Genomic DNA, 19,657 nt, shown 5'->3' with positions numbered 1-19,657 from the left:
TCCTGTATCAGTGGTTATTGACCATTGTCGCCTTCGCGGGTTAGCCACCAGGCTCCCAGGATCGGCAAGGTTGTTACCAACATAACCAGCAGTGCCACCACGTTGGTTACCGGTACATCACGCGGTCGCCCAAGCTGATTGAGTAACCACAGTGGTAACGTTCGTTCATGACCTGCCGTAAAAGTCGTAACGATGATTTCATCGAACGACAAGGCAAACGCCAGCATTCCTCCTGCCAGTAGCGCCGAACTGAGATTCGGCAACACCACGTAGCGGAAGGTTTGCCAGCCATTGGCTCCAAGATCCATTGACGCCTCTACCAGACTCCACGAGGTACGGCGAAAACGGGCGATGACATTGTTAAACACCACCACTACGCAAAAAGTCGCATGACCGACTACGATGGTGAAAAATCCCGGCTCCAGATTGATAGTTTTAAACGCGGTTAATAACGCCAGGCCTGTGACAATGCCCGGCAACGCAATAGGCAGCAGCAGTAACAGAGAAATGGCGTTTTTGCCGAAAAAGTCTCGTCGCCAGAGCGCGGCGGCTACCAGCGTTCCTAACACCAGCGCGATCAATGTCGCCAGCGTCGCCACTTTAAGTGACAGTGTCACGGCATCAAGAATATCACTGCGCTGTGCCGCCACGCTAAACCAGTGCAGCGTCAAACCTTGCGGTGGAAAACTAAACGCCGCATCTTCAGTGTTAAAAGCATAGGCCGCGATAATCAGGATGGGAAAATGGAGGAAAACCACGCCGCCCCAGGCCGCCAGTTTGAGGAAAAACGGTGCGCGTTCAGAGTGCATCGAACGCTCCCAGACGTTTCACGAACGCCAGGTACAGTGCGATCAAAACAATCGGCACCAGGGTGAACGCTGCTGCCATCGGCATATTGCCAATCGCGCCTTGCTGCGAGTAAACCATGTTGCCAATAAAATACCCTGGCGGACCAACCAGTTGCGGGACAATAAAATCACCCAGCGTTAGCGAGAAGGTAAAAATAGACCCGGCTGCAATGCCTGGGATCGCCAGCGGCAACACCACATAGCGAAAGGTTTGCCGTGGACGTGCGCCTAAATCCGCTGAGGCTTGCAAAAGTGACGAGGGCAAACGCTCCAGCGCCGCCTGTACTGGCAGGATCATGAACGGTAGCCAGATGTAGAGAAACACCAGAAAGCGCCCAAGCCCGGAAGTTGACAGCGTATTACCACCCACCGCCGGTAGCGTGAGGAACGCAGTTAATAACGGTTCCAACCCCAAATGCTGTAAAAACCACTGCGCCACACCATCTTTCGCCAGCAATAGCGTCCAGGCATAGGCTTTGACAATGTAGCTCGCCCACATCGGCAACATTACTGCGATGTAAAAAAACGCTTTCATCTTACCGCTGGTGTAGCGCGCCATATACCACGCCATTGGAAACGCCAGAAAAGCACTGGCGATGGTCACAGCAACTGCCATGGTTAACGTGCGCAGAATGATGTCATAATTGGCCGGATTAAACAGCGCGCGGATATTCGCCAGTGTCAGTTCCGGTGTTACCGACATGGTGAAATCATCAAAGGTATAAAAGCCCTGCCATAACAGCGTCAGCAGCGAACCGAAATAGACGATGCCAAACCACATCAACGGGCCAAGCAGCAGCAAAAACAGCCCCAGCCCCGGATTCCGCCAGAAGAAACCGGACACCTTGCCCAGACCTGGACGTGAAGGTGATTGCAATACGTTCATCGCCATTCACCTCTCCTCAACCAGCGGCACCATCACATCGCGCGCCCAGGAAACCATCACCTGTTGTCCTGGAGTAAGCGTAGCGGGGAGCTCTTCCCCCGTCATATTGGCCTGACTAACCAGCAGTTTTTCACCGCCGCTCAGTGTCAGTTCAAAACGGGTCGCCGCGCCCTGATACTGCACCGCCTGGATCGTGCCATTAGCCTGCAGTTCACCAGGGGTGTTGAGGCGAATATGTTCCGGGCGCAATGCGAAACTACCCATCATTCCGCAAAGTTTCTCTGCCATCAACGCATCAAAAACATTTGATGTCCCAACGAATCCGGCAACAAACGGCGTGCGCGGGCGCATATAGAGATCACGTGGTGAATCGACCTGCTCAATGCGACCGTTGTTGAATACCGCCACACGATCGGACATCGATAACGCTTCGCCCTGATCGTGGGTAACGAAGATAAAAGTGATACCGAGAGACTGTTGCAGCTTTTTCAGTTCCAGCTGCATCTGCTCACGCAATTTGAGATCCAGTGCGCCGAGCGGTTCATCCAACAGCAATACGCGCGGTTCATTCACCAATGCTCTGGCGATAGCAACCCGCTGGCGCTGACCACCAGAAAGTTGTGATGGCTTACGTTGCTGAACAAAACCCAGCGCCACTTTTTCCAGCGCCTCTTGCGCCATGATGTAACGCTGTTTTTTCTCCACACCTTTGACCATCAGCCCGTAGGCCACATTATCGAGAATCGACATATGGGGAAACAGCGCATAGTCCTGGAAAACGGTATTAACATCCCGCTCCCACGGTGGCAGATTGCTGGTGGGTTTACCAAAGATAGCGATCGCCCCGCCGGAAAGTTGTTCAAATCCGGCAATCAGGCGCAGGCAGGTCGTTTTGCCGGAGCCGGACGGCCCCAGCATTGAAAAGAACTCACCATCTTTTATCGCAATACTGACGCCATCTACCGCGCGCACGTCACCGTACAACCGCGAGACGTTGTCAAACTCCACTGCGTACGTCATAAAACACCTCAGCGAAGTTAGCGACCACCCATAATGGCAATGTAATCCTGCGTCCAGCGACTGTAGGGAACAAACTTGCCCCCTTCTGCTATAGGCGTTTTCCAGAAGGCGATTTTATCGAAATAGTTAAAACCGTTGGTCTCACAGCCTTTTTCGCCTAATAACGGACTGGCTTTACATCCTTCCGGCACGACCGGCAACGAGCCAAACCAGGCAGCCACATCGCCCTGCACTTTTGGCGTCAATGACCAGTTCATCCATTTGTAGGCGCAAACCGGATGTTTCGCTTCGCTATGCAACATGGTGGTGTCGGCCCAGCCGGTAACACCCTCTTTCGGGAATACGGTAGCGATCGGTTGGCCTTCGGCTTTCAACGCGTTGGCCTGATAGGGCCAGGCACTGGAAGCCACGACACCCTCGTTTTTGAAATCGCTCATTTGTACGGTGGTGTCATGCCAGTAGCGATGGATTAACCCATGCTGATCGCGCAGCACTTTCAGCACCGCCTGATATTGTTCTTCGGTAAGTTGGTATGGATCGCTGATGCCCAACTGCGGCTGCGTAGCTTTGACAAACAACGCGGCATCGGCAATATAGATGGGGCCATCATAGGCTTGTACCCGGCCTTTGTTGCTCTTGCCGTCCGGCAGATTCTGCTCAACAAAAACCACTTGCCAGCTATCCGGCGGTGTCGGGAATGTTTTTGTGTTGTACATCAACAGGTTAGGCCCCCACTGATACGGCGTACCATAAACTTTACCGCCGACGTTAAACCAGTCGCCTTTTACTACACGAGGATCGAGTGTTTTCCAGTTAGGGATGAGCGCAGTATTAATCGGCTGCACGCGTTTACCCATAATCAAACGCAGCGAGGCATCGCCGGACGCTGTAACCAGATCGTAACCCCCTTTGGTCATCAGACTGACCATTTCATCGGAAGTCGCGGCGGTTTTAACATTCACCGCGCAGCCTGTCTCTTTTTCGAATTGCGTTACCCAGTCGTATTGTTTATCAGTTTGTCCGCGTTCGATATATCCCGGCCAGGCGATTATATCCAGGCGCCCTTCCGGTTTATCTAAATTGGCGGGAGGCTCGGCGGCGTGGGCAGTCATTATTGTCATGGTGAGCGCACACAGGCTGCTGCGGGCAAATGTCTTGCTCATAAGGTCTTACTCCTGTCGTAATTAATTGTTCAGCCGCCGTGCCGTAAAAATATCTCCTTGTTTAACCATAGACGGCGGCTTGCAGGCACACCTTCGCCCCTGAGAAAATTTAATCAGGTTGTGAGCTAACGCGCATTATGCCGTCCGTGAAGCTATCTTCTGGAGTATAGACAAGGGGTTACGAAATATGGCTTCTATTCGAAATTCATATTACCCAACCTGAGAGGAATTAAATTGAAAGCTACTTCAGATGTTCTTGAATAAGTTTGCCTAATTCTTTTACTGCCTGTTCTTCACGCTCTCCCCATTGCCACGCGGTATTAAAACGGAAAAAACGCGACCAGCGTTCGCCAGTAGAAAACATTTTACCCGGCGCAATACTGATGTGATGCGCCAGTGCCGCCAGGCTTAATTCACCCGCATCTAACGGTTCGGGAAGTTCCAGCCAGAGAAAATAACCACTGTCGTTATGGTGTATTTTCACTTCCGCAGGCAGGTAACGCAGCAGCGCCTGCCAGGCGCGTTGTTTGCGTTCCGCAAGCTGACGACGTAGACGACGCAGATGCGCATCATAGCGGCGTGTAGAAAGGTAATCCACCAGGGCAAGCTGCATCGGTGAACTGGTGGAAAGTGTACTCATCAACTGCAAACGTTGGATTTTACGCGCATGTTTTCCTGCGGCGACCCAACCGATGCGAAAACCTGGCACCAGGCATTTGGAGAATGATGAACAATGCAGCACGCCATCGTGGCGATCCCACGCTTTTGCGGGCAGCGGTTTTTCCCGTCCGAAGTAAAGTTCACTGTAGACGTCATCTTCAATCAGCATCACGTTGTACTGACTAAGGAGTTCTACCAGCCGCGTTTTTTTCTGTGGCGTTAAGGTAAATCCGAGTGGGTTCTGGCTATTAGTCATCAGCCAGCACGCTTTCACCGGATACTCCTGCAACGCCAGTTCCAGCGCCTGAAGATCGATCCCTTCTTTAACATCCGTCGCCACCGATAACGCCTTCAGCCGTAGCCGCTCCAGCGCCTGCAACGCACCGTAGAAACAAGGATTCTCGACAATCACCCAGTCACCCGGTTCAGTTACCGCTTGTAAACTGAGATTTAGTGCTTCCAGCGCCCCGGCGGTGATGACGATCTCATCAGGCGAAATTGTGATGCCCTGTAGAGCATAGCGACGAGCAATAGCCTGCCGCAGTTCTGCGTTTCCTGGCGGTAAGTTTTCAATCACGCTCATCGCCGTTGCGGTTTTGCTTACCTGGGCCAGGGAGCGATTAAGTTGTTGAAGCGGAAACAAGCGCGGATCGGGAAAAGCGGATGCAAACGGCACCACTGAAGGATCGCGACTGGCCTGCAACATGTCAAAAATATAGGTATTGATATCGACCGTTTCATCACGTGTGACCGGAATGACTGGCGCTTTCGGCAATTTTAATGCCTGTGGCGCAACGTAATAACCCGACTGCGGTCGCGCGATAATATGTCCCTGACTTTCGAGCAACTGATAGGCATGGCTGACGGTCATAAAGCTCATGCCAGAAAGCGCCACCTGTTCACGCAACGAAGGCAAACGATCGCCGGGTTGCCAGATGCCCGACACAATTTGCTCGCGTAATTGTTCTGCCAGTTGCTGGTATTTTTTCATTATCGGATCGTTTTTATGTGCAGATGATCCGGCAGTCTATATCAGTTGTTAAAAATGACAACTTTTCGTTAACTGTAATTAAACCATCACCAGCGATAACTCTTTGCCCAGAGCTTTAGCCGCAAGCTGGACGGCGTCGATTTTTGTCGCATGGTGCAAATCAAACAAGCGGGTGATCTCCTGCTTAGGTTTACCAATTCGCTTCGCCAGCTCTTGCTGGGTGATTTCTGACTGCAAAAAAGCATTTAGCAGCAATACCTTAGAGGCGACGCTTAAAGGTACTTCAATAAAGTGATCGTTATTATTTAATGGCGAAGGTAACGGGATAAGCTCGTTGTCTTCAAAATAAAAATCAAATGCGGTGATTAAGGCATCTTTTGCTGCCTCCATCGCTTCAGCGACTGTTTCTCCCTGAGTCAACGCTTCAGGAATATCCACAAAAGAAACCACATAACCGCCTTCCGGCGCGGGTGTAAGAGTGACGGGATAACGCATAATTTCGACTGTCTCTCGCATGTCATTAACCTTTTAACTGGCGATTAACTCAAACCGAGTTGTTTCAGAATAGCTTTACGCAATGGTTCTTTGATCTCATCGCTTGTGACACTGCGCCTCCCGCGAAACCGGAGTTTCAAATGGTTGCTGCCATTCGCCACATCGACGCCCTGAGATTCGAGCCAACATCTGAACTCGTTTTGTTTCACATCGCCTCCCTGCCGCTGAGTATATCAACAAAGTAAACATTATTGTTTACCTCCGTGTGTAATTTGCTCGAAAATAGCACTTAATCGCCGCAACGGCAGAATGCGATGCAAAATCAGGAAGGCTGATTCCAGAATTTCTTTGCGCTAATTTGCAAAACTGAATAATAACCTCAAGAAACTATCGGCATCATAGCGGCAAAAGGTAAGAAAAAGGTGTCGGGATGTTTACGAAGGCGTTATCGGTTGTCTTATTAACGTGTGCGCTGTTCTCTGGACAGTTGATGGCAGGACACAAAGGACATGAATTTTTGTGGGTAAAAAATGTGGATCATCAACTGCGTCATGAAGCGGACAGTGATGAATTGCGCGCCATTGCGGAAGAATCAGCAGAAGGTTTGCGCGAGCATTTTTACTGGCAAAAGTCACGCAAACCAGAAGCGGGACAGCGTTGAGTCGTTTGTTGCCGGATACGGTATGAACGCCTTACCCGGCCTGTAATATCTTCAAATTCAATAAGTTGCGAAAAGGCCTGAAAACTTGCATTTTTACCCTTTTCGCTTCGGCAATGTTTTCATCAGTTCATCCGGGCTTACGGAGGCGACAACACTCCCCGGTAACGGCATTTTCAGAATGTGATTTTTGATTTTGCCGATAACGTGCATCTCACACGGGCGGCAATCAAACTTCAGCGTTAACACTTCATCACCGTTAACCAGCTGCATTGGCGTTGCTTTCCAGCTTTTAATATTGCCTTTCGCCTGCTTCGGACACAGATTGAAGGCAAAGCGCAGACAGTGCTTGGTGATCATTACCGGCACTTCGCCCTTCTCTTCATGCGCTTCATAGGCAGCATCAATCAGCTGCACACCATAGCGATGATAAAATTCACGCGCTTTCTGGTTGTATACGTTCGCGAGGAAACTCAGATGAGTTTGCGGATAAACCGGCGCAGGATCAGCAACCGGTTTACGGCTGCCGCGCTGGTAACTGGCAAGACGCGCAGCATCCAGCATTTCAGCAGCCTCACGGCGGAACTGATTTAACAGACTGTTTGGCACAAACAGCGCACCCGGCAAGTTAATTTGTACATTACGAGCGTAATAGATAGTCTGCCCCAGCTTCGACAATCCTTCGGTCAGATTGTTGAGTGCTTTTTCGGCATTATTCGCCTCGTCGAACTGCCCGTCCAGGGTATGCGTGATACTGACGCCCTCTTCGCTGGTCAGAGTCAGAATCAATTGTTCCTGCCAGCCGCCCAGTTCAATGTCTACCGCCACCCGACGTTCGCTGGAGGTTTTGGTCAGCGCCTGCTGCCAGTTATGGTCCAGGTTGCGATTAAGCGGATGGTGTGGGCGAATTTTGTGCAGCTCCGCTGGCATCTCATTTGGCCAGACGCGGTACTGATTTTCCCCGGTTTTTTCTACCGTATTGGCGCGAAAACCGACGACTTCACGTTTAATCATCACGTTCAGGCCATCGCCGTTAGCCAGCGGTTCGGTAACCTCAACATCAAGATGATCTTTCGCTACTTTCACGACTTCACCCACCGGCAGGCCGATAAATTTCGGTGAATCGAACGCGCCAATATCGCCTTTACGCGCGTTAACAAAGTAGTCTGTGCTGCCACGATGGAAGGTTTTTTCCGTCGACGGTACGAAGAAATGCTCGGTACGACCGGATGAAGCTCGCGCCAGATCGCCACGTTCTTCAATAATGGCATCCAGCATCTGGCGATAATGGGCGGTGATATTCTTCACGTAGCTCATATCTTTGTAACGCCCTTCAATCTTGAAGGAGCGTACGCCAGCATCAATCAGCGCGCCGAGGTTGGCAGTCTGATCGTTATCTTTCATCGACAGCAGATGTTTTTCATAGGAAACCACCCGCCCCTGATCGTCTTTCAATGTGTATGGCAAACGGCACGCCTGCGAGCAATCGCCACGGTTGGCGCTACGCCCTGTTTGCGCATGAGAAATGTAGCACTGACCCGAATAGGCCACGCACAGTGCGCCATGAATAAAGAATTCAATGGTCGCGTCCGTGGCCCGATGAATCGCGCGGATCTGCTCCAGATTAAGCTCACGCGCCAGCACAATCTGCGTAAAACCGACGTCCGAAAGAAACTTCGCTTTCTCTACAGTGCGAATATCACACTGCGTACTGGCGTGTAGTTCAATCGGCGGAATATCAAGTTCCAGAATCCCCATATCCTGAACGATCAGTGCATCAACGCCTGTCTGGTAAAGGTCGGTAATCAGTCGCTGCGCCGGTTCCAGTTCATCGTCATGCAAAATGGTGTTAAGCGTGACGAAAATTTTTGCACCATAACGATGGGCAAATGGCACCAGCCCGGCAATATCTTTCAGGCTATTACTGGCATTATGACGGGCACCAAAACCAGGGCCGCCGATATAAACAGCATCGGCACCGTGCAAAATAGCTTCGCGGGCAATGGCGGCATCGCGTGCCGGACTTAACAGTTCAAGGCGATGAGAAGATACGGTCACATTCTTATCCAGTAGCTGCAAAATGGCGGCTATTTTAGCCACAAGCGCGACGTTGCGAAATAGTTTTCCCGCTTAACTGCGTGGGTAATGAATGAGGGAATGAAAATGTACGGCTTGCTTGCCGCCATTACGATAGATATGCATGACGTCGGCAGCAAAACGAGCACCTTCTCCGCAATTAAGGCTACGCCATTCACCATCAACGCACAGATCTAGCTGCCCATCAATGACGACAACATGCTCAATTACCCCCTTTTCGTGCGGCGTCGATTCTCTTATTGCACCGGGTGCCATCTGAATCGAGAAGTGTTCAAAGCAAAGTTGCGGATCATAAGGAAACAGCGAAGTGATCACCATTGCCTGCTGTTGTGGATCATAAACTGATGGCGTGACGGTCTGTGGCGGCGAAATAAATGTCGAAAATGGCACGTTCATCCCGGTGGCAATTTTCCATAATGTCGCGACCGTCGGGCTGGATTCATTGCGCTCGATCTGCCCTAACATCGCTTTAGAAACGCCCGTCGCTTCTGCCAGTCGCGAAAGACTCCAGCCTCGCTGCTGACGAAGATGCTTTAGCGTGGCGGATAAATAGTGAGCGAGATTTTCCATGCGAGTCCTCCTGCAAAACAGGAGTTTATCACTTGTGCGTTATAACGGACAAATGATACGGTGCCTGTACGCTATAACGCACGAGGTGACTATGCGTCTGTTTTCTATTCCCCCACCCACGCTACTGGCGGGGTTTCTGGCGGTATTGATTGGCTACGCCAGTTCAGCAGCAATAATCTGGCAAGCGGCGATCGTCGCCGGAGCAACCACTACACAAATCTCCGGCTGGATGACGGCGCTGGGACTGGCAATGGGCGTCAGTACGCTGGCTCTGACATTATGGTATCGCGTGCCTGTTCTCACCGCCTGGTCAACGCCTGGCGCGGCGTTGTTAGTCACCGGTTTACAGGGATTAACGCTCGGCGAAGCCATCGGCGTTTTTATAGTCACTAATGCATTAATTGTCCTCTGCGGCATAACGGGACTCTTTGCTCGTCTGATGCGCATTATTCCGCACTCGCTTGCAGCAGCAATGCTTGCCGGGATTTTATTACGCTTTGGTTTACAAGCGTTTGCCAGTCTGGATGGTCAGTTTACGTTGTGTGGCAGTATGTTGCTGGTGTGGCTGGCGACGAAAGCCTTTGCGCCACGCTATGCGGTGATCGCCGCGATGATTGTTGGGATCGTGATAGTTATCGCAAAAGGTGACATTGTCACAACTGACGTTATCTTTAAACCCGTTCTCCCTGCTTATATCGCCCCTGATTTTTCGTTTGCTCATAGCCTTAGCGTTGCCTTGCCTCTGTTTCTGGTGACGATGGCGTCGCAAAACGCACCGGGTATTGCGGCAATGAAAGCGGCCGGGTATTCGGCTCCGGTTTCGCCACTGATTGTATTCACTGGGTTGCTGGCGCTGGTTCTTTCCCCTTTTGGGGTTTATTCCGTCGGTATTGCGGCAATTACTGCCGCTATTTGCCAAAGCCCGGAAGCGCATCCGGACAAAGATCAGCGTTGGTTGGCTGCCGCCGTTGCGGGCGTCTTTTATTTGCTTGCGGGTCTGTTTGGTAGCGCCATTACCGGAATGATGGCAGCCCTACCGGTTAGCTGGATCCAGATGCTGGCTGGTCTGGCGCTGTTAAGCACCATTGGCGGTAGTTTGTATCAGGCGCTACATAATGAGCGTGAGCGCGACGCTGCTGTGGTGGCATTTCTGGTAACAGCGAGCGGGCTGACATTGGTTGGGATTGGTTCGGCGTTTTGGGGATTAATTGCCGGCGGCGTCTGTTACGTGGTGTTGAATTTAATTGCTGACAGAAACCGATAATAAGAAGCGCCATCTTACGATGGCGCGACTGGCATTACTTTTTGTTAACGTCAAACATGGTGGCATCGGTCGCCATGTCATCAATAACTTGCTTAATGTTTTCAAAAGCCATTGGCGTACTTTCGTTATTCAGATCTTTACCTTCGCCCTGACGAACGACTTTGATAACAGGTTTATTGGTAGCCGCATCAATCAGTTCACCTTCAAAGTACAGGCGGGTATCCATGGTACGGTGACCGGTTGCCATTTGTGTTCCCGCTACCACTAATGCAACAGGAACCACTTCATAGAATTGCAGCCCTTCTTTGCTTGTATCAACACCGGTAATGGCACCACGGAAAATCAGACTACGCGGGCCAGCGGTAGTCACCAGTGGTTTACGCTGCGCAATCGCTTCTTTCATTTCGGTATTGGTATAACTCAAAATTCTATCCAGCACTTTCTGCCCTACCTGAGTAGAAGGTTTTGGCACCGGATAATAAGTGATTGGATTCCAGACAATACTGTCATATTTACTTTGGTCGAAATCAGGGGAAACCCAGCGTAAAACGGGTTTACCTGTTGCCGATGTTGTTTCTTGAAGATCAGAGTAATTCTTTAAAAAGCCAGAGTATTTATCCGGCTGGGTGATTTTAGAGGCACAGCCGGACAGAGCCAACAAGCCGCATAAAGCTGCAACTTTCGCAATTGATGTGGTACGCATGAATAGTTTCCTGAGATGATTATATTACTTTTTAAGTTATAGCAAAAAGCACCGCTTCGTGTTGTGGCAAAAAAGTGTTGGCAGAAATAAATTTATCGGCCCCTTTTTCGACAATATAGTCAATGCTGAAAAAGGAGCTGAGTCAATCATCATTGATTTATTTTCAGAGACTTGAGGCGATAAAAAAGCACATCCGCTGTGACTTATTTCACATCATCCTGCTAAAAAATATGCTTACCGAATAGATCAACAGGCAAACTTCTTACGTTGATCCTTCTCAGGTCATTTTTTACGTGCCAGCATAGTCGCGAAACGCAGTTTAATACGATTACCGTTGGCATCGGTGCGGTGTAATTCACCGACATCTTCATTGTATTTCAAGAAATCCCAGCCTTCATAATAACGATGTAGCTCTCCTTCTTTGAAGGCAAACGGAAAGCCGACGGTACATGGAAAATCAGCGGTATCCATCGCCGCCACAATCAGATTGTAACCGCCAGGTTTAGTGCAACGTTGCATATTGCCAATCAGCCCTGGGATGGTTTTCGCCTCCAGGAACATCAGCACCACAGTAGAAAGAATAAAATCGTACTGTCCATCAAACGTGAGGCTATTCAGATCGACAACCTGAGTACGTAAATTTTCCAGATTTTCAATGGCTTTAATGCGCTCAACGTTGGCAATACTCATGGCATTTTTATCCCATGCGTCCACATCATAACCATTGGCTGCAAGGTAAAGACTGTTACGTCCATTGCCACAGCCCAAGTCCAGCGTTTTCCCCGGTTTAACGATTTTCACAGCTTCCAGAACTTCGGAGTGTGTGCGGGTGAGTTCGTATTTGTTAGTAAAGTAGTTTTCGTCACGAATGATCATTCTCTGTCCTCGGATTTCATTAAAACGGCGCGCTCAGTTCTGATTAACAATTTTCCCTGCATCAGAAGCGCGAAAGTACGGATGAGCAGTAATGCAATAATAAAATTGGTAAAGATAAACAGCGGCACCGCCAGTGTATGGAAAAAGCCATTATCGCTGCCGCTTCCCAGATGCAAACCGGTGGTTGCCAGCGCAGAAACACCGAACGAAAAACTCCAGAATGAGGCATTAAACGGCTGTGAGAGATACCACGGCATCAGGCGCAGCATAAACAGCAATTGCAGCAGCCCATAGCCAAAGAGCATTTTCGCCAGCGTGTCACCCTCGCCGCCATTGACGCTCAACCAGGCGCTACAAGCCACCAGCGCAGGGGCAAGCTGAATGCCGAGCGATGTCCGCAGCGCCGTGGGTAATTCTCCCGAACTGCGCAGTCGTTGAAGGATCACCGGTTCAAGGCTTAACCAGGAGAAGACGCCAGCCCCTAAAAATACCAGTCCGGCATCGGTATAACCCAGCGCACCGCAGGCCATCGCGCTGATAAAGTTATTGGCAACCGTCGGCAAATAAAGCCCCGGTGTCGTCGCTTCTTCAGGGTGAGAACCGCGCCATAATCCGGCAGTTTGCCAGGCGGCGTAAACCAGTTGAATCACTACCCCAACGCTGAACAGACACACCGCCAGCGGGCGATACCACGGCACAAAACCAATTGCCACCAGCATCGTCGTCGCCGGAAACAAACTAACAAAACTGCTCATCACCGGATGGCGCACTTCCGCCAGCACGCTGTGCGGAAAGCGCATCAGTCGGGTAATAAATGCGGTGGTCAATAATCCCCAGATAACCATCGCCAGAATCACCAGCCCATCCCCCAACCAGTGACTGACCTGCCAAACCTGGCTGGCATAGCGCCAGGCAAATCCCATCCCTATCGTCCCCAACACAATGCCAAAATAACCTGCCGGCAAATTGAGCACTTTATCGCTCTGCATCTTCTTACTCATTTTGTTTAATTTATAAAGTATATTTGAAATGCATTTTATGGAAATTTCTCAAGCATAGCCAGAGTCGCAGAATTTGCTACGGTTATAGTAAGTCACCTGCGGGAAAACGCTATGCACAAATATCGTCTAAGTGAAGAGCAACGAGCCTTTAGTTATCAAGAAGATGGCCTCAAAAAAAGTGTGCTATTACGGCAGATTATTGCCATAGCCGATTTTAACGATGTGATAGCAGGAACGGCTGGTGGTTGGATCGATAGCGAAACTGTGCTGGCGCAGGAAGGAAATTGCTGGATTTACGACCAGAATGCCCTCGCGTTCGACGGAACGGTTGTTTCCGGTAATACGCGCATCACCGGGACCAGCGTGCTATGGGGAGAGGTTTTCACGACGGATAACACCTGGATCGATAATAGTGAAATCAGCCAGGGCGTCCATATAAGTGACAGTGTCACCATTCGTGATTCATTAGTTTGCGGTCAGTGTAAAATTTTTGGTCAGGCCTGTATCGATCAACATTCAATGATCGTCGCCGCACAAGGGTTAACGCCCGACCACCATCTTCTGCTGCAAATTTATGACCGAGCCAGCGTCAGCGCCTCGCGCGTTGTCCATCAGGCGCAAATTTATGGCGATGCCGTCGTCCGCCATGCTTTTATTGAGCATCGTGCCGAAGTTTTTGATTTTGCGCGTATTGAAGGTAATGAAGAAAATAACGTCTGGCTGTGTGACTGTGCGAAAGTCTACGGTCACGCACGTGTGATTGCCGGAACTGAAGAAGATGCGATTCCAACAATTCATTACAGCTCTCAGGTGGCGGAATATGCCATTGTAGAAGGCAATTGCGTGTTAAAACATCATGTTCTGATTGGCGGAAATGCCGTTGTGCGTGGCGGCCCGGTTCTGCTCGACGAGCACGTTATAATACAAGGTGAGAGCCGTATTGCAGGTGCGGTAATGATTGAAAACCATGTCGAGTTAACCGACCACGCCGTCGTTGAAGCCTTTGATGGCGACACGATTCATGTCCGTGGTCCAAAAGTCATTAATGGCGAGGAACGTATTACGCGAACGCCTCTGGCAGGGTTATTATGATTCGATAATGCGCGCGTATAAGTTCACATCATCATAAGCATCATTAAGGAACTCAGCCTGTTTCAGGCAACCTTCGAGGATAAAACCATTGCGCAAGGCAACCTGGTTGCTTTGCGGATTGTCCACCCGACATTTGATCACGAAGCGTCTAAGTTCACCAGACTGGGCGTAATGGTGAATCAATGCCTGTAGCGCCTGAGAAATGATCCCCTGCCCCTGATGGGATTCGTCCAGCCAGTAGCCGATTTCAGCGGTTTTATTCAGCGGTTCAATTCGATTAAACGATATAACGCCGACGAGTTCATTTTCTTTAAAAATCATAAACATTTTGGCATAGCCGCGTTGATGCAGCATCACATTCCCCTGCACCGTTTTTCGCGTGTCCTCTTCGCTGAGAACAAACTGCGGCCAGTTTAGCGACTGCTGTAACCAGTTTTTATTTTTACAGGTTAACTGATAAAGAGGTGTGATATGACTTTCTGCAACGGCATGTAATTCAAGTGAGTCGCTTACTTTTATCGTTTCAGTCATCTTATCTCCAGTCACTCTTTGCAGTCGTTAAAAAAGCCGCCTGGCAGGCGGCTCAGCAAAGTTTACACCTCTTTGACGCTCTCCTGTTGCAGGATTTTAAGCATCTCATCCTTCATTTGTAATTTCTGTTTTTTCATGCGGGCGACTTCCGCATTGTATCCTCGACCGTCAGAGCCTTCCTTTCTGGCAATTTCATGATCAAGTTTATTGTGTTTATCGAACAAGGACAGAAAGCGAGGATTTTCGTTTTTCAGACGGGATATTAAATCTCGATATTCTGGAAACATACGCACTCCCTGTTAGTGGCTGACAACATGTATATGAAATATACAACATCAGATTACCCATTTAACTTGAGGAAAAATGCGAGCGGGATCGTGTTTAACCAGACGGCACCCTCCCGAAAGAAGGTGCCGAAAAAATGACGCTTAGTTCATCACGCGATCGTCAACATACTGGCGCTTATCCGGTGCTGGAGGAAAATACTGATACAACCATGTTTCACTGATGGCATCGCCCTGGCAGCGCAAATACATACGCATATCGACCGGATCAGTTGAATCCGAAGTCGGATACCAGTCAAACTGAATACGGTAACCATCAATCGGCTCAATGTAGAGAATTTCTATTTGTTTCGCTTCACCACTGGAAAGTGTGATAACAGGCTCAATCCCTTTCGGCGCAGCAGCTTTCAGATCACCACCGACAAAATCGACGGCAAAACGACGAGCCCATTTTTCCGGATAATGTTCACCTGGCGCCCAGCCTTCAGGGAATCCCCCCATGCCAGTACGCGTCGCCAGGACTCGTGCTAATGGACAATGAACGGGAGGTTGCGCACTCCAGTAAAGACGATACTGAAACGCCAGTTCGTCGCCCGCTTTGACTGCTTTTTCTGGTTGCCAGAAACAAACAATATTATCCAGCGTTTCGCCGGTCGTCGGGATCTCCATCAAACCGATAGTGCCCTTACCCCACTTGTTACGCGGTTCCACCCACAGACTTGGGCGTTTGTTATACCAGCCCATAATGTCCTGATAATGGGAGAAATCACGATCCAGCTGCAACAAGCCAAACCCTTTTGGATTGTTATCGGTATAGGCATTGAACTGCAATTTCTGCGGATTATTCAGCGGACGGCAGATCCACTCGCCATTGCCCCGCCACATGGAAAGACGGTCGGAATCATGGATTTGCGGATGAATGGTGTCGCACATACGACGTTCGTTAGTCCCGCAACTGAACATACTGGTCATCGGCGCGATGCCCAGCTGTTTAATGTCTTTACGCGCATACAGGTGATTCTCGACATCCATAATCACCTGATTCTTCTCACAGTGGATGGTGAACTTGTAAGCACCAGTAATGCTGGCACTATCGAGCAACGCATAAACGGTAAAAGTGGTCGCGCCAGGTTTTACCGTATCGAACCAGAAGGCGGTAAAGTCGGGAAACTCTTCTTTGCTGTCGGTGTAAGTGTCGATCGCCAGACCACGCGCCGATAAACCGTATTGATAAGTGTCATCAACGGCACGGAAATAGCTGGCACCGAGGAAAGAAACCACGTCACGGCGCGCCAGTTCCGGGGCTTTAAACACACGGAACCCCGCAAAACCGAGATCGCTTTGCCCTTCTAATTGTTTGGTATCAACACCCGCATCGTTGTATTTGAACAACTCCGGACGGAAGTGTATTTCGCGCGCCAGATGTGTTGTTGGATCAACAGAGAACATGCGAACACGGCGGCGAAACCCCATCCCCATATGGAAGAACTGAGCGTCCAGCTGGCGATTCTCAACGTTATGCCAGAGTGATTTTTCGGCATCATACTGAATGCTGTTATAAGCCTGCGGCGTCATCGTCGCCAGCGTATCGGGTAACGGACGCGGCGCACCACGCCACGCTGTTTGCGCTAAGTCGTGCGCCATCGACTGTAAAACAGAGAAGTCAAAACGCTGGGTTTGCCCGTCGGCAATGTCAGATTCTGCTGCGAACGCAGCCTGAGAAAAAAGAGAAGCAATGCCGCTAGTCCCGCACACGGCGGCCATAGCCATTGAACCTTTAATAAATCGTCTACGATCCATACCTGAAAGTGAGTCCTTCTGGTGTAGTGAATGGTCCCGCGCTGGTCGTATTCAGCGGCAAGAAAATGCTTATTAATGACCGCTCACTCTAGACAATATTTATTAATAATCCAATTGTTGAACTCAGAGAATATGCATAAATCGGCAATTTTTTTCTGTCGATGGGATGAGCCTGATTCGTTTGTAAAATCAGGCAAATTTTTGCAAAGTCGGATGGCCAGAATTTAAAGCAAACCACAGCGGCGTTTACTGCGTTCTTCCGCTTCCTGGTACAACTGAAATTCATCAAATACCGGACACCCCAGCGCCAGTTCAAAAGCCTCCCGGCTGGCATTACCGTGGCTGCGCATTTGCGTTTCATTACCCAGATTCGACTGGAAGATCCCCGCAGCACTAACCGGCAGGAAATCCTCATAGGTAATAGGTTGCGCCACTACCCAACCACGTTCGATCAAAGGTTGTGGATCGTCTCCGGGATGGATCGCCTGACGATGCGCCTCACCCGATGGCGTCAGGCGATAACGAAACCATGCCAATCCCTGCTGGCGCATCAGAAATTCACTGTCCGGGAAGGCGCTGAAAGTTTCCTGTAAATGCAGTTGGTGAGTGAGATTATCCTGTCCGATTCCGGCGTTACGCAGAAGATCATCATACAGTTGCCGTCCTTTCGGCGTTAACGCCACACCACGTTGCTCTATCTCACCAAAGCGTGCGGTATGCGTTCCCTGCTTTTGCCCAGCAAACAACACGGTCTCTTCCAGCGCCTTAAAACTGGTCTGGCGCAGTAAAATCGGCACCTCGCGGCGCGGCGGCCCTTCGATCAGAATTTTGGGTTCAATACCGCATTCGGGCATCATCGACTGCACCCGGTCAATGTCGAGCGTGCGTGGCGTCAGGTGGTTAATATGACAGCCAGGAAAACAGACCACATCAGCAATCAGTCGATGTTCGTTGTGCAACGCGCGATAGGTTTCTTCATCTACTGTTGCTGACTGATGCCAGCGAAACGTCTCCAGGGCTTCCTGCACAAACTCCCGCGCCTGAGCTTTGCTAAAGCCGCCCTCCTGATCATATACATCTAACAGTTGTCGACAACGCGGGGTAAAGATATCGCGCTGGTGTAAAATCTCCGCCGCCTTCTGGCGCAAGGTTTCGTTTTCGATGAGTTCAAGGCGAAGTAATGAGGTAAAAACCCGGAAAGGATTACGCGCCAGCGAGGCATCATCGATAGGACGAAATGCTGTGGAATGTACCGGCACGCCCGCCTGCGAGAGATCGTAATAACTGACCGGATACATCCCCATAATGGCAAATATCCGCCGTAGAGTGGCAAGCTCTTGCGCGGTGCCGACGCGAATCGCCCCATGACGTTCAACGTTAAGTCGCGCCAGTTCGTCCGCATTTACCATTTTTTCATGCAATTGGGGATTGTTTTCCAGCACAGACAGATTGACGTCAGCCACCAGTTCCAGCAGCGTACCGTACTGTGGAACTTCTTGCTGATACATGGCTGACATAGCCTGCGAAAACTGTTCCCGAATCTCATCCGCCGTGATGCTGTTCGCCATAATCTCTGCCTCCAGTGGTCAGTAATCTGGAGTGTAGGTAACCACATTTACTCTGGTGGGAAGAATTTACAAACTGTGATCTCCCCACGAAATCAGTAAAACCATGCCTGTAAACGTAACAAAACTGCTTTATATGTTAATAATATTTTGCAATCAAGTTATCATAATCAAACAACTTCACTTGTCAGCGGCACCGCTTCGTTTTTAACATCGCTTATGGAAAAAAATAGTCTGTTTAGTCAGCGCATCCGTTTGCGCCACCTTCATACTTTCGTAGCTGTCGCACAACAAGGAACTTTGGGGCGCGCGGCTGAAACCCTTAATTTGAGTCAACCTGCGCTCTCTAAAACATTGAATGAACTTGAACAATTGACAGGCACCCGCTTATTTGACCGTGGACGTCAGGGCGCACAGCTTACCTTACCTGGCGAGCAATTTTTAACCCATGCAGTCAGAGTGCTTGACGCCATCAACACCGCAGGTCAGGCGCTTAATCGTAAAGAAGGGCTTAACAATGATGTTGTAAGGGTTGGTGCATTACCCACTGCTGCACTGGGGATCTTGCCTTCCGTTATTGGTCAGTTTCATCAGCAACAAAAAGAGACCACTCTGCAAGTTGCCACTATGAGTAACACCATGATTCTGGCAGGCTTAAAAACGGGGGAAATTGATATCGGTGTTGGTCGGATGTCAGATCCTGAACTGATGACCGGGCTTAATTACGAATTGCTGTTTCTCGAATCACTGAAACTGGTTGTCCGGCCTAACCACCCGCTTCTTCAGGAAAACGTGACGTTAAGTCGGGTGCTGGAATGGCCGGTTGTCGTATCGCCAGAAGGCACTGCGCCCCGCCAACATTCAGATGCGTTAGTACAAAGCCAGGGCTGCAAAATTCCTTCGGGTTGTATTGAAACGCTTTCAGCATCGCTTTCGCGTCAGCTTACGGTTGAATATGACTATGTGTGGTTTGTCCCTTCTGGCGCTGTAAAAGACGACCTGCGTCATGCCACGCTGGTGGCGCTACCTGTTCCGGGACATGGCGCAGGCGAACCTATTGGAATACTGACCCGCGTAGATGCAACGCTCTCTTCCGGCTGTCAGCTAATGATTAACGCAATTCGGAAATCAATGCCGTTCTGAAAAGTGAAGG

The 19,657-nt window shown here is 50.0% G+C and carries 20 protein-coding genes; 4 read left to right on the top strand and 16 right to left on the bottom strand.

Annotated elements, in window-relative coordinates; all coding sequences use genetic code 11:
* Positions 1-14 precede the first annotated feature (14 nt).
* From BEG40_RS15920 to BEG40_RS15890, 7 genes are all read right to left on the bottom strand, one after another.
* Entirely contained in the window at positions 15-809 is a 795-nt protein-coding gene (locus BEG40_RS15920) for an ABC transporter permease (RefSeq protein ID WP_105285727.1), read from the bottom strand.
* Positions 799-1,740: an ABC transporter permease gene (locus BEG40_RS15915; protein WP_001251309.1), complete on the bottom strand. Its 942-nt coding sequence runs from the start codon at positions 1,738-1,740 to the stop codon at positions 799-801. The genes BEG40_RS15920 and BEG40_RS15915 overlap by 11 nt, the downstream gene beginning before the upstream one ends.
* Positions 1,741-2,754, bottom strand: coding sequence for an ABC transporter ATP-binding protein (locus BEG40_RS15910; protein ID WP_105285726.1), 1,014 nt, complete (start codon positions 2,752-2,754; stop codon positions 1,741-1,743).
* A gap of 17 nt (positions 2,755-2,771) precedes the next feature.
* Positions 2,772-3,917: a putative ABC transporter substrate-binding protein YdcS gene (gene ydcS / locus BEG40_RS15905; RefSeq protein ID WP_105285725.1), complete on the bottom strand. Its 1,146-nt coding sequence runs from the start codon at positions 3,915-3,917 to the stop codon at positions 2,772-2,774.
* Between the two features lie 241 nt (positions 3,918-4,158).
* Entirely contained in the window at positions 4,159-5,568 is a 1,410-nt protein-coding gene (locus tag BEG40_RS15900; protein WP_105285724.1) for an aminotransferase-like domain-containing protein, read from the bottom strand.
* A gap of 78 nt (positions 5,569-5,646) precedes the next feature.
* Positions 5,647-6,063, bottom strand: coding sequence for a type II toxin-antitoxin system antitoxin HicB (gene hicB / locus BEG40_RS15895; RefSeq protein ID WP_077630331.1), 417 nt, complete (start codon positions 6,061-6,063; stop codon positions 5,647-5,649).
* Positions 6,064-6,107: 44 nt separating this feature from the next.
* Positions 6,108-6,272 (bottom strand): mRNA interferase, encoded by a 165-nt coding sequence (locus BEG40_RS15890; RefSeq protein ID WP_105285723.1) that lies wholly within the window; start codon positions 6,270-6,272, stop codon positions 6,108-6,110.
* 221 nt (positions 6,273-6,493) lie between these two features.
* On the opposite strand from BEG40_RS15890, the gene BEG40_RS15885 reads away from it, so the two are divergent.
* Positions 6,494-6,724, top strand: coding sequence for a YncJ family protein (locus BEG40_RS15885; protein WP_016158301.1), 231 nt, complete (start codon positions 6,494-6,496; stop codon positions 6,722-6,724).
* A gap of 93 nt (positions 6,725-6,817) precedes the next feature.
* On the opposite strand, the gene rlhA is transcribed toward BEG40_RS15885, so the two are convergent.
* Positions 6,818-8,779: a 23S rRNA 5-hydroxycytidine C2501 synthase gene (gene rlhA / locus BEG40_RS15880; protein ID WP_105285722.1), complete on the bottom strand. Its 1,962-nt coding sequence runs from the start codon at positions 8,777-8,779 to the stop codon at positions 6,818-6,820.
* A gap of 72 nt (positions 8,780-8,851) precedes the next feature.
* The gene (locus tag BEG40_RS15875; protein ID WP_105285721.1) at positions 8,852-9,388 is read right to left on the bottom strand and encodes a helix-turn-helix domain-containing protein; all 537 of its coding nucleotides are present in this window, start codon (positions 9,386-9,388) and stop codon (positions 8,852-8,854) included.
* A gap of 52 nt (positions 9,389-9,440) precedes the next feature.
* On the opposite strand from BEG40_RS15875, the gene ydcO reads away from it, so the two are divergent.
* On the top strand, positions 9,441-10,652 hold the full coding sequence (gene ydcO, locus BEG40_RS15870; RefSeq protein ID WP_105285744.1) for a BenE family transporter YdcO: 1,212 nt from the start codon (positions 9,441-9,443) through the stop codon (positions 10,650-10,652).
* A gap of 34 nt (positions 10,653-10,686) precedes the next feature.
* Here ydcO and BEG40_RS15865 read toward each other — a convergent pair whose 3' ends face one another.
* The 3 genes from BEG40_RS15865 to tehA form a co-directional block, all read right to left on the bottom strand.
* Positions 10,687-11,355, bottom strand: coding sequence for a DUF3313 domain-containing protein (locus BEG40_RS15865; protein WP_001261028.1), 669 nt, complete (start codon positions 11,353-11,355; stop codon positions 10,687-10,689).
* Between the two features lie 282 nt (positions 11,356-11,637).
* A complete protein-coding gene (tehB, locus tag BEG40_RS15860; RefSeq protein WP_000586747.1) occupies positions 11,638-12,231 on the bottom strand; it encodes a tellurite resistance methyltransferase TehB in 594 nt (197 codons plus the stop codon).
* A complete protein-coding gene (tehA, locus tag BEG40_RS15855; protein ID WP_001190281.1) occupies positions 12,228-13,220 on the bottom strand; it encodes a dicarboxylate transporter/tellurite-resistance protein TehA in 993 nt (330 codons plus the stop codon). The genes tehB and tehA overlap by 4 nt, the downstream gene beginning before the upstream one ends.
* Positions 13,221-13,343: 123 nt before the next feature.
* Between tehA and ydcK the strand changes: the two genes are divergently transcribed.
* A complete protein-coding gene (ydcK, locus tag BEG40_RS15850) occupies positions 13,344-14,324 on the top strand; it encodes a YdcK family protein (RefSeq protein WP_105285720.1) in 981 nt (326 codons plus the stop codon).
* On the opposite strand, the gene rimL is transcribed toward ydcK, so the two are convergent.
* The 4 genes from rimL to hglS all read right to left on the bottom strand — a co-directional run bounded on the left by rimL (position 14,319) and on the right by hglS (position 18,507).
* Positions 14,319-14,855, bottom strand: a complete 537-nt coding sequence (gene rimL, locus BEG40_RS15845) for a 50S ribosomal protein L7/L12-serine acetyltransferase (protein ID WP_105285719.1) — start codon at positions 14,853-14,855, stop codon at positions 14,319-14,321. The two genes, ydcK and rimL, sit on opposite strands and share 6 nt — an antisense overlap.
* A gap of 62 nt (positions 14,856-14,917) precedes the next feature.
* Positions 14,918-15,142, bottom strand: a complete 225-nt coding sequence (locus tag BEG40_RS15840) for an HP1242/YdcH family protein (RefSeq protein ID WP_105285718.1) — start codon at positions 15,140-15,142, stop codon at positions 14,918-14,920.
* Between the two features lie 141 nt (positions 15,143-15,283).
* Positions 15,284-16,939 (bottom strand): glucan biosynthesis protein OpgD, encoded by a 1,656-nt coding sequence (gene opgD, locus BEG40_RS15835; RefSeq protein ID WP_000375983.1) that lies wholly within the window; start codon positions 16,937-16,939, stop codon positions 15,284-15,286.
* A 224-nt stretch (positions 16,940-17,163) separates the two neighbouring features.
* Entirely contained in the window at positions 17,164-18,507 is a 1,344-nt protein-coding gene (gene hglS, locus BEG40_RS15825; RefSeq protein ID WP_000013825.1) for a 2-oxoadipate dioxygenase/decarboxylase HglS, read from the bottom strand.
* A 216-nt stretch (positions 18,508-18,723) separates the two neighbouring features.
* On the opposite strand from hglS, the gene BEG40_RS15820 reads away from it, so the two are divergent.
* Positions 18,724-19,647 (top strand): LysR substrate-binding domain-containing protein, encoded by a 924-nt coding sequence (locus BEG40_RS15820; protein ID WP_000414571.1) that lies wholly within the window; start codon positions 18,724-18,726, stop codon positions 19,645-19,647.
* Positions 19,648-19,657: the final 10 nt, after the last annotated feature.

Origin of the sequence: Escherichia sp. MOD1-EC5495, assembly GCF_002965965.1 — a bacterium.
Lineage (GTDB): Bacteria > Pseudomonadota > Gammaproteobacteria > Enterobacterales > Enterobacteriaceae > Escherichia > Escherichia ruysiae.
Note: the sequence above shows the minus strand (reverse complement) of the source record. Positions and strands in the feature narration are given on the sequence as shown.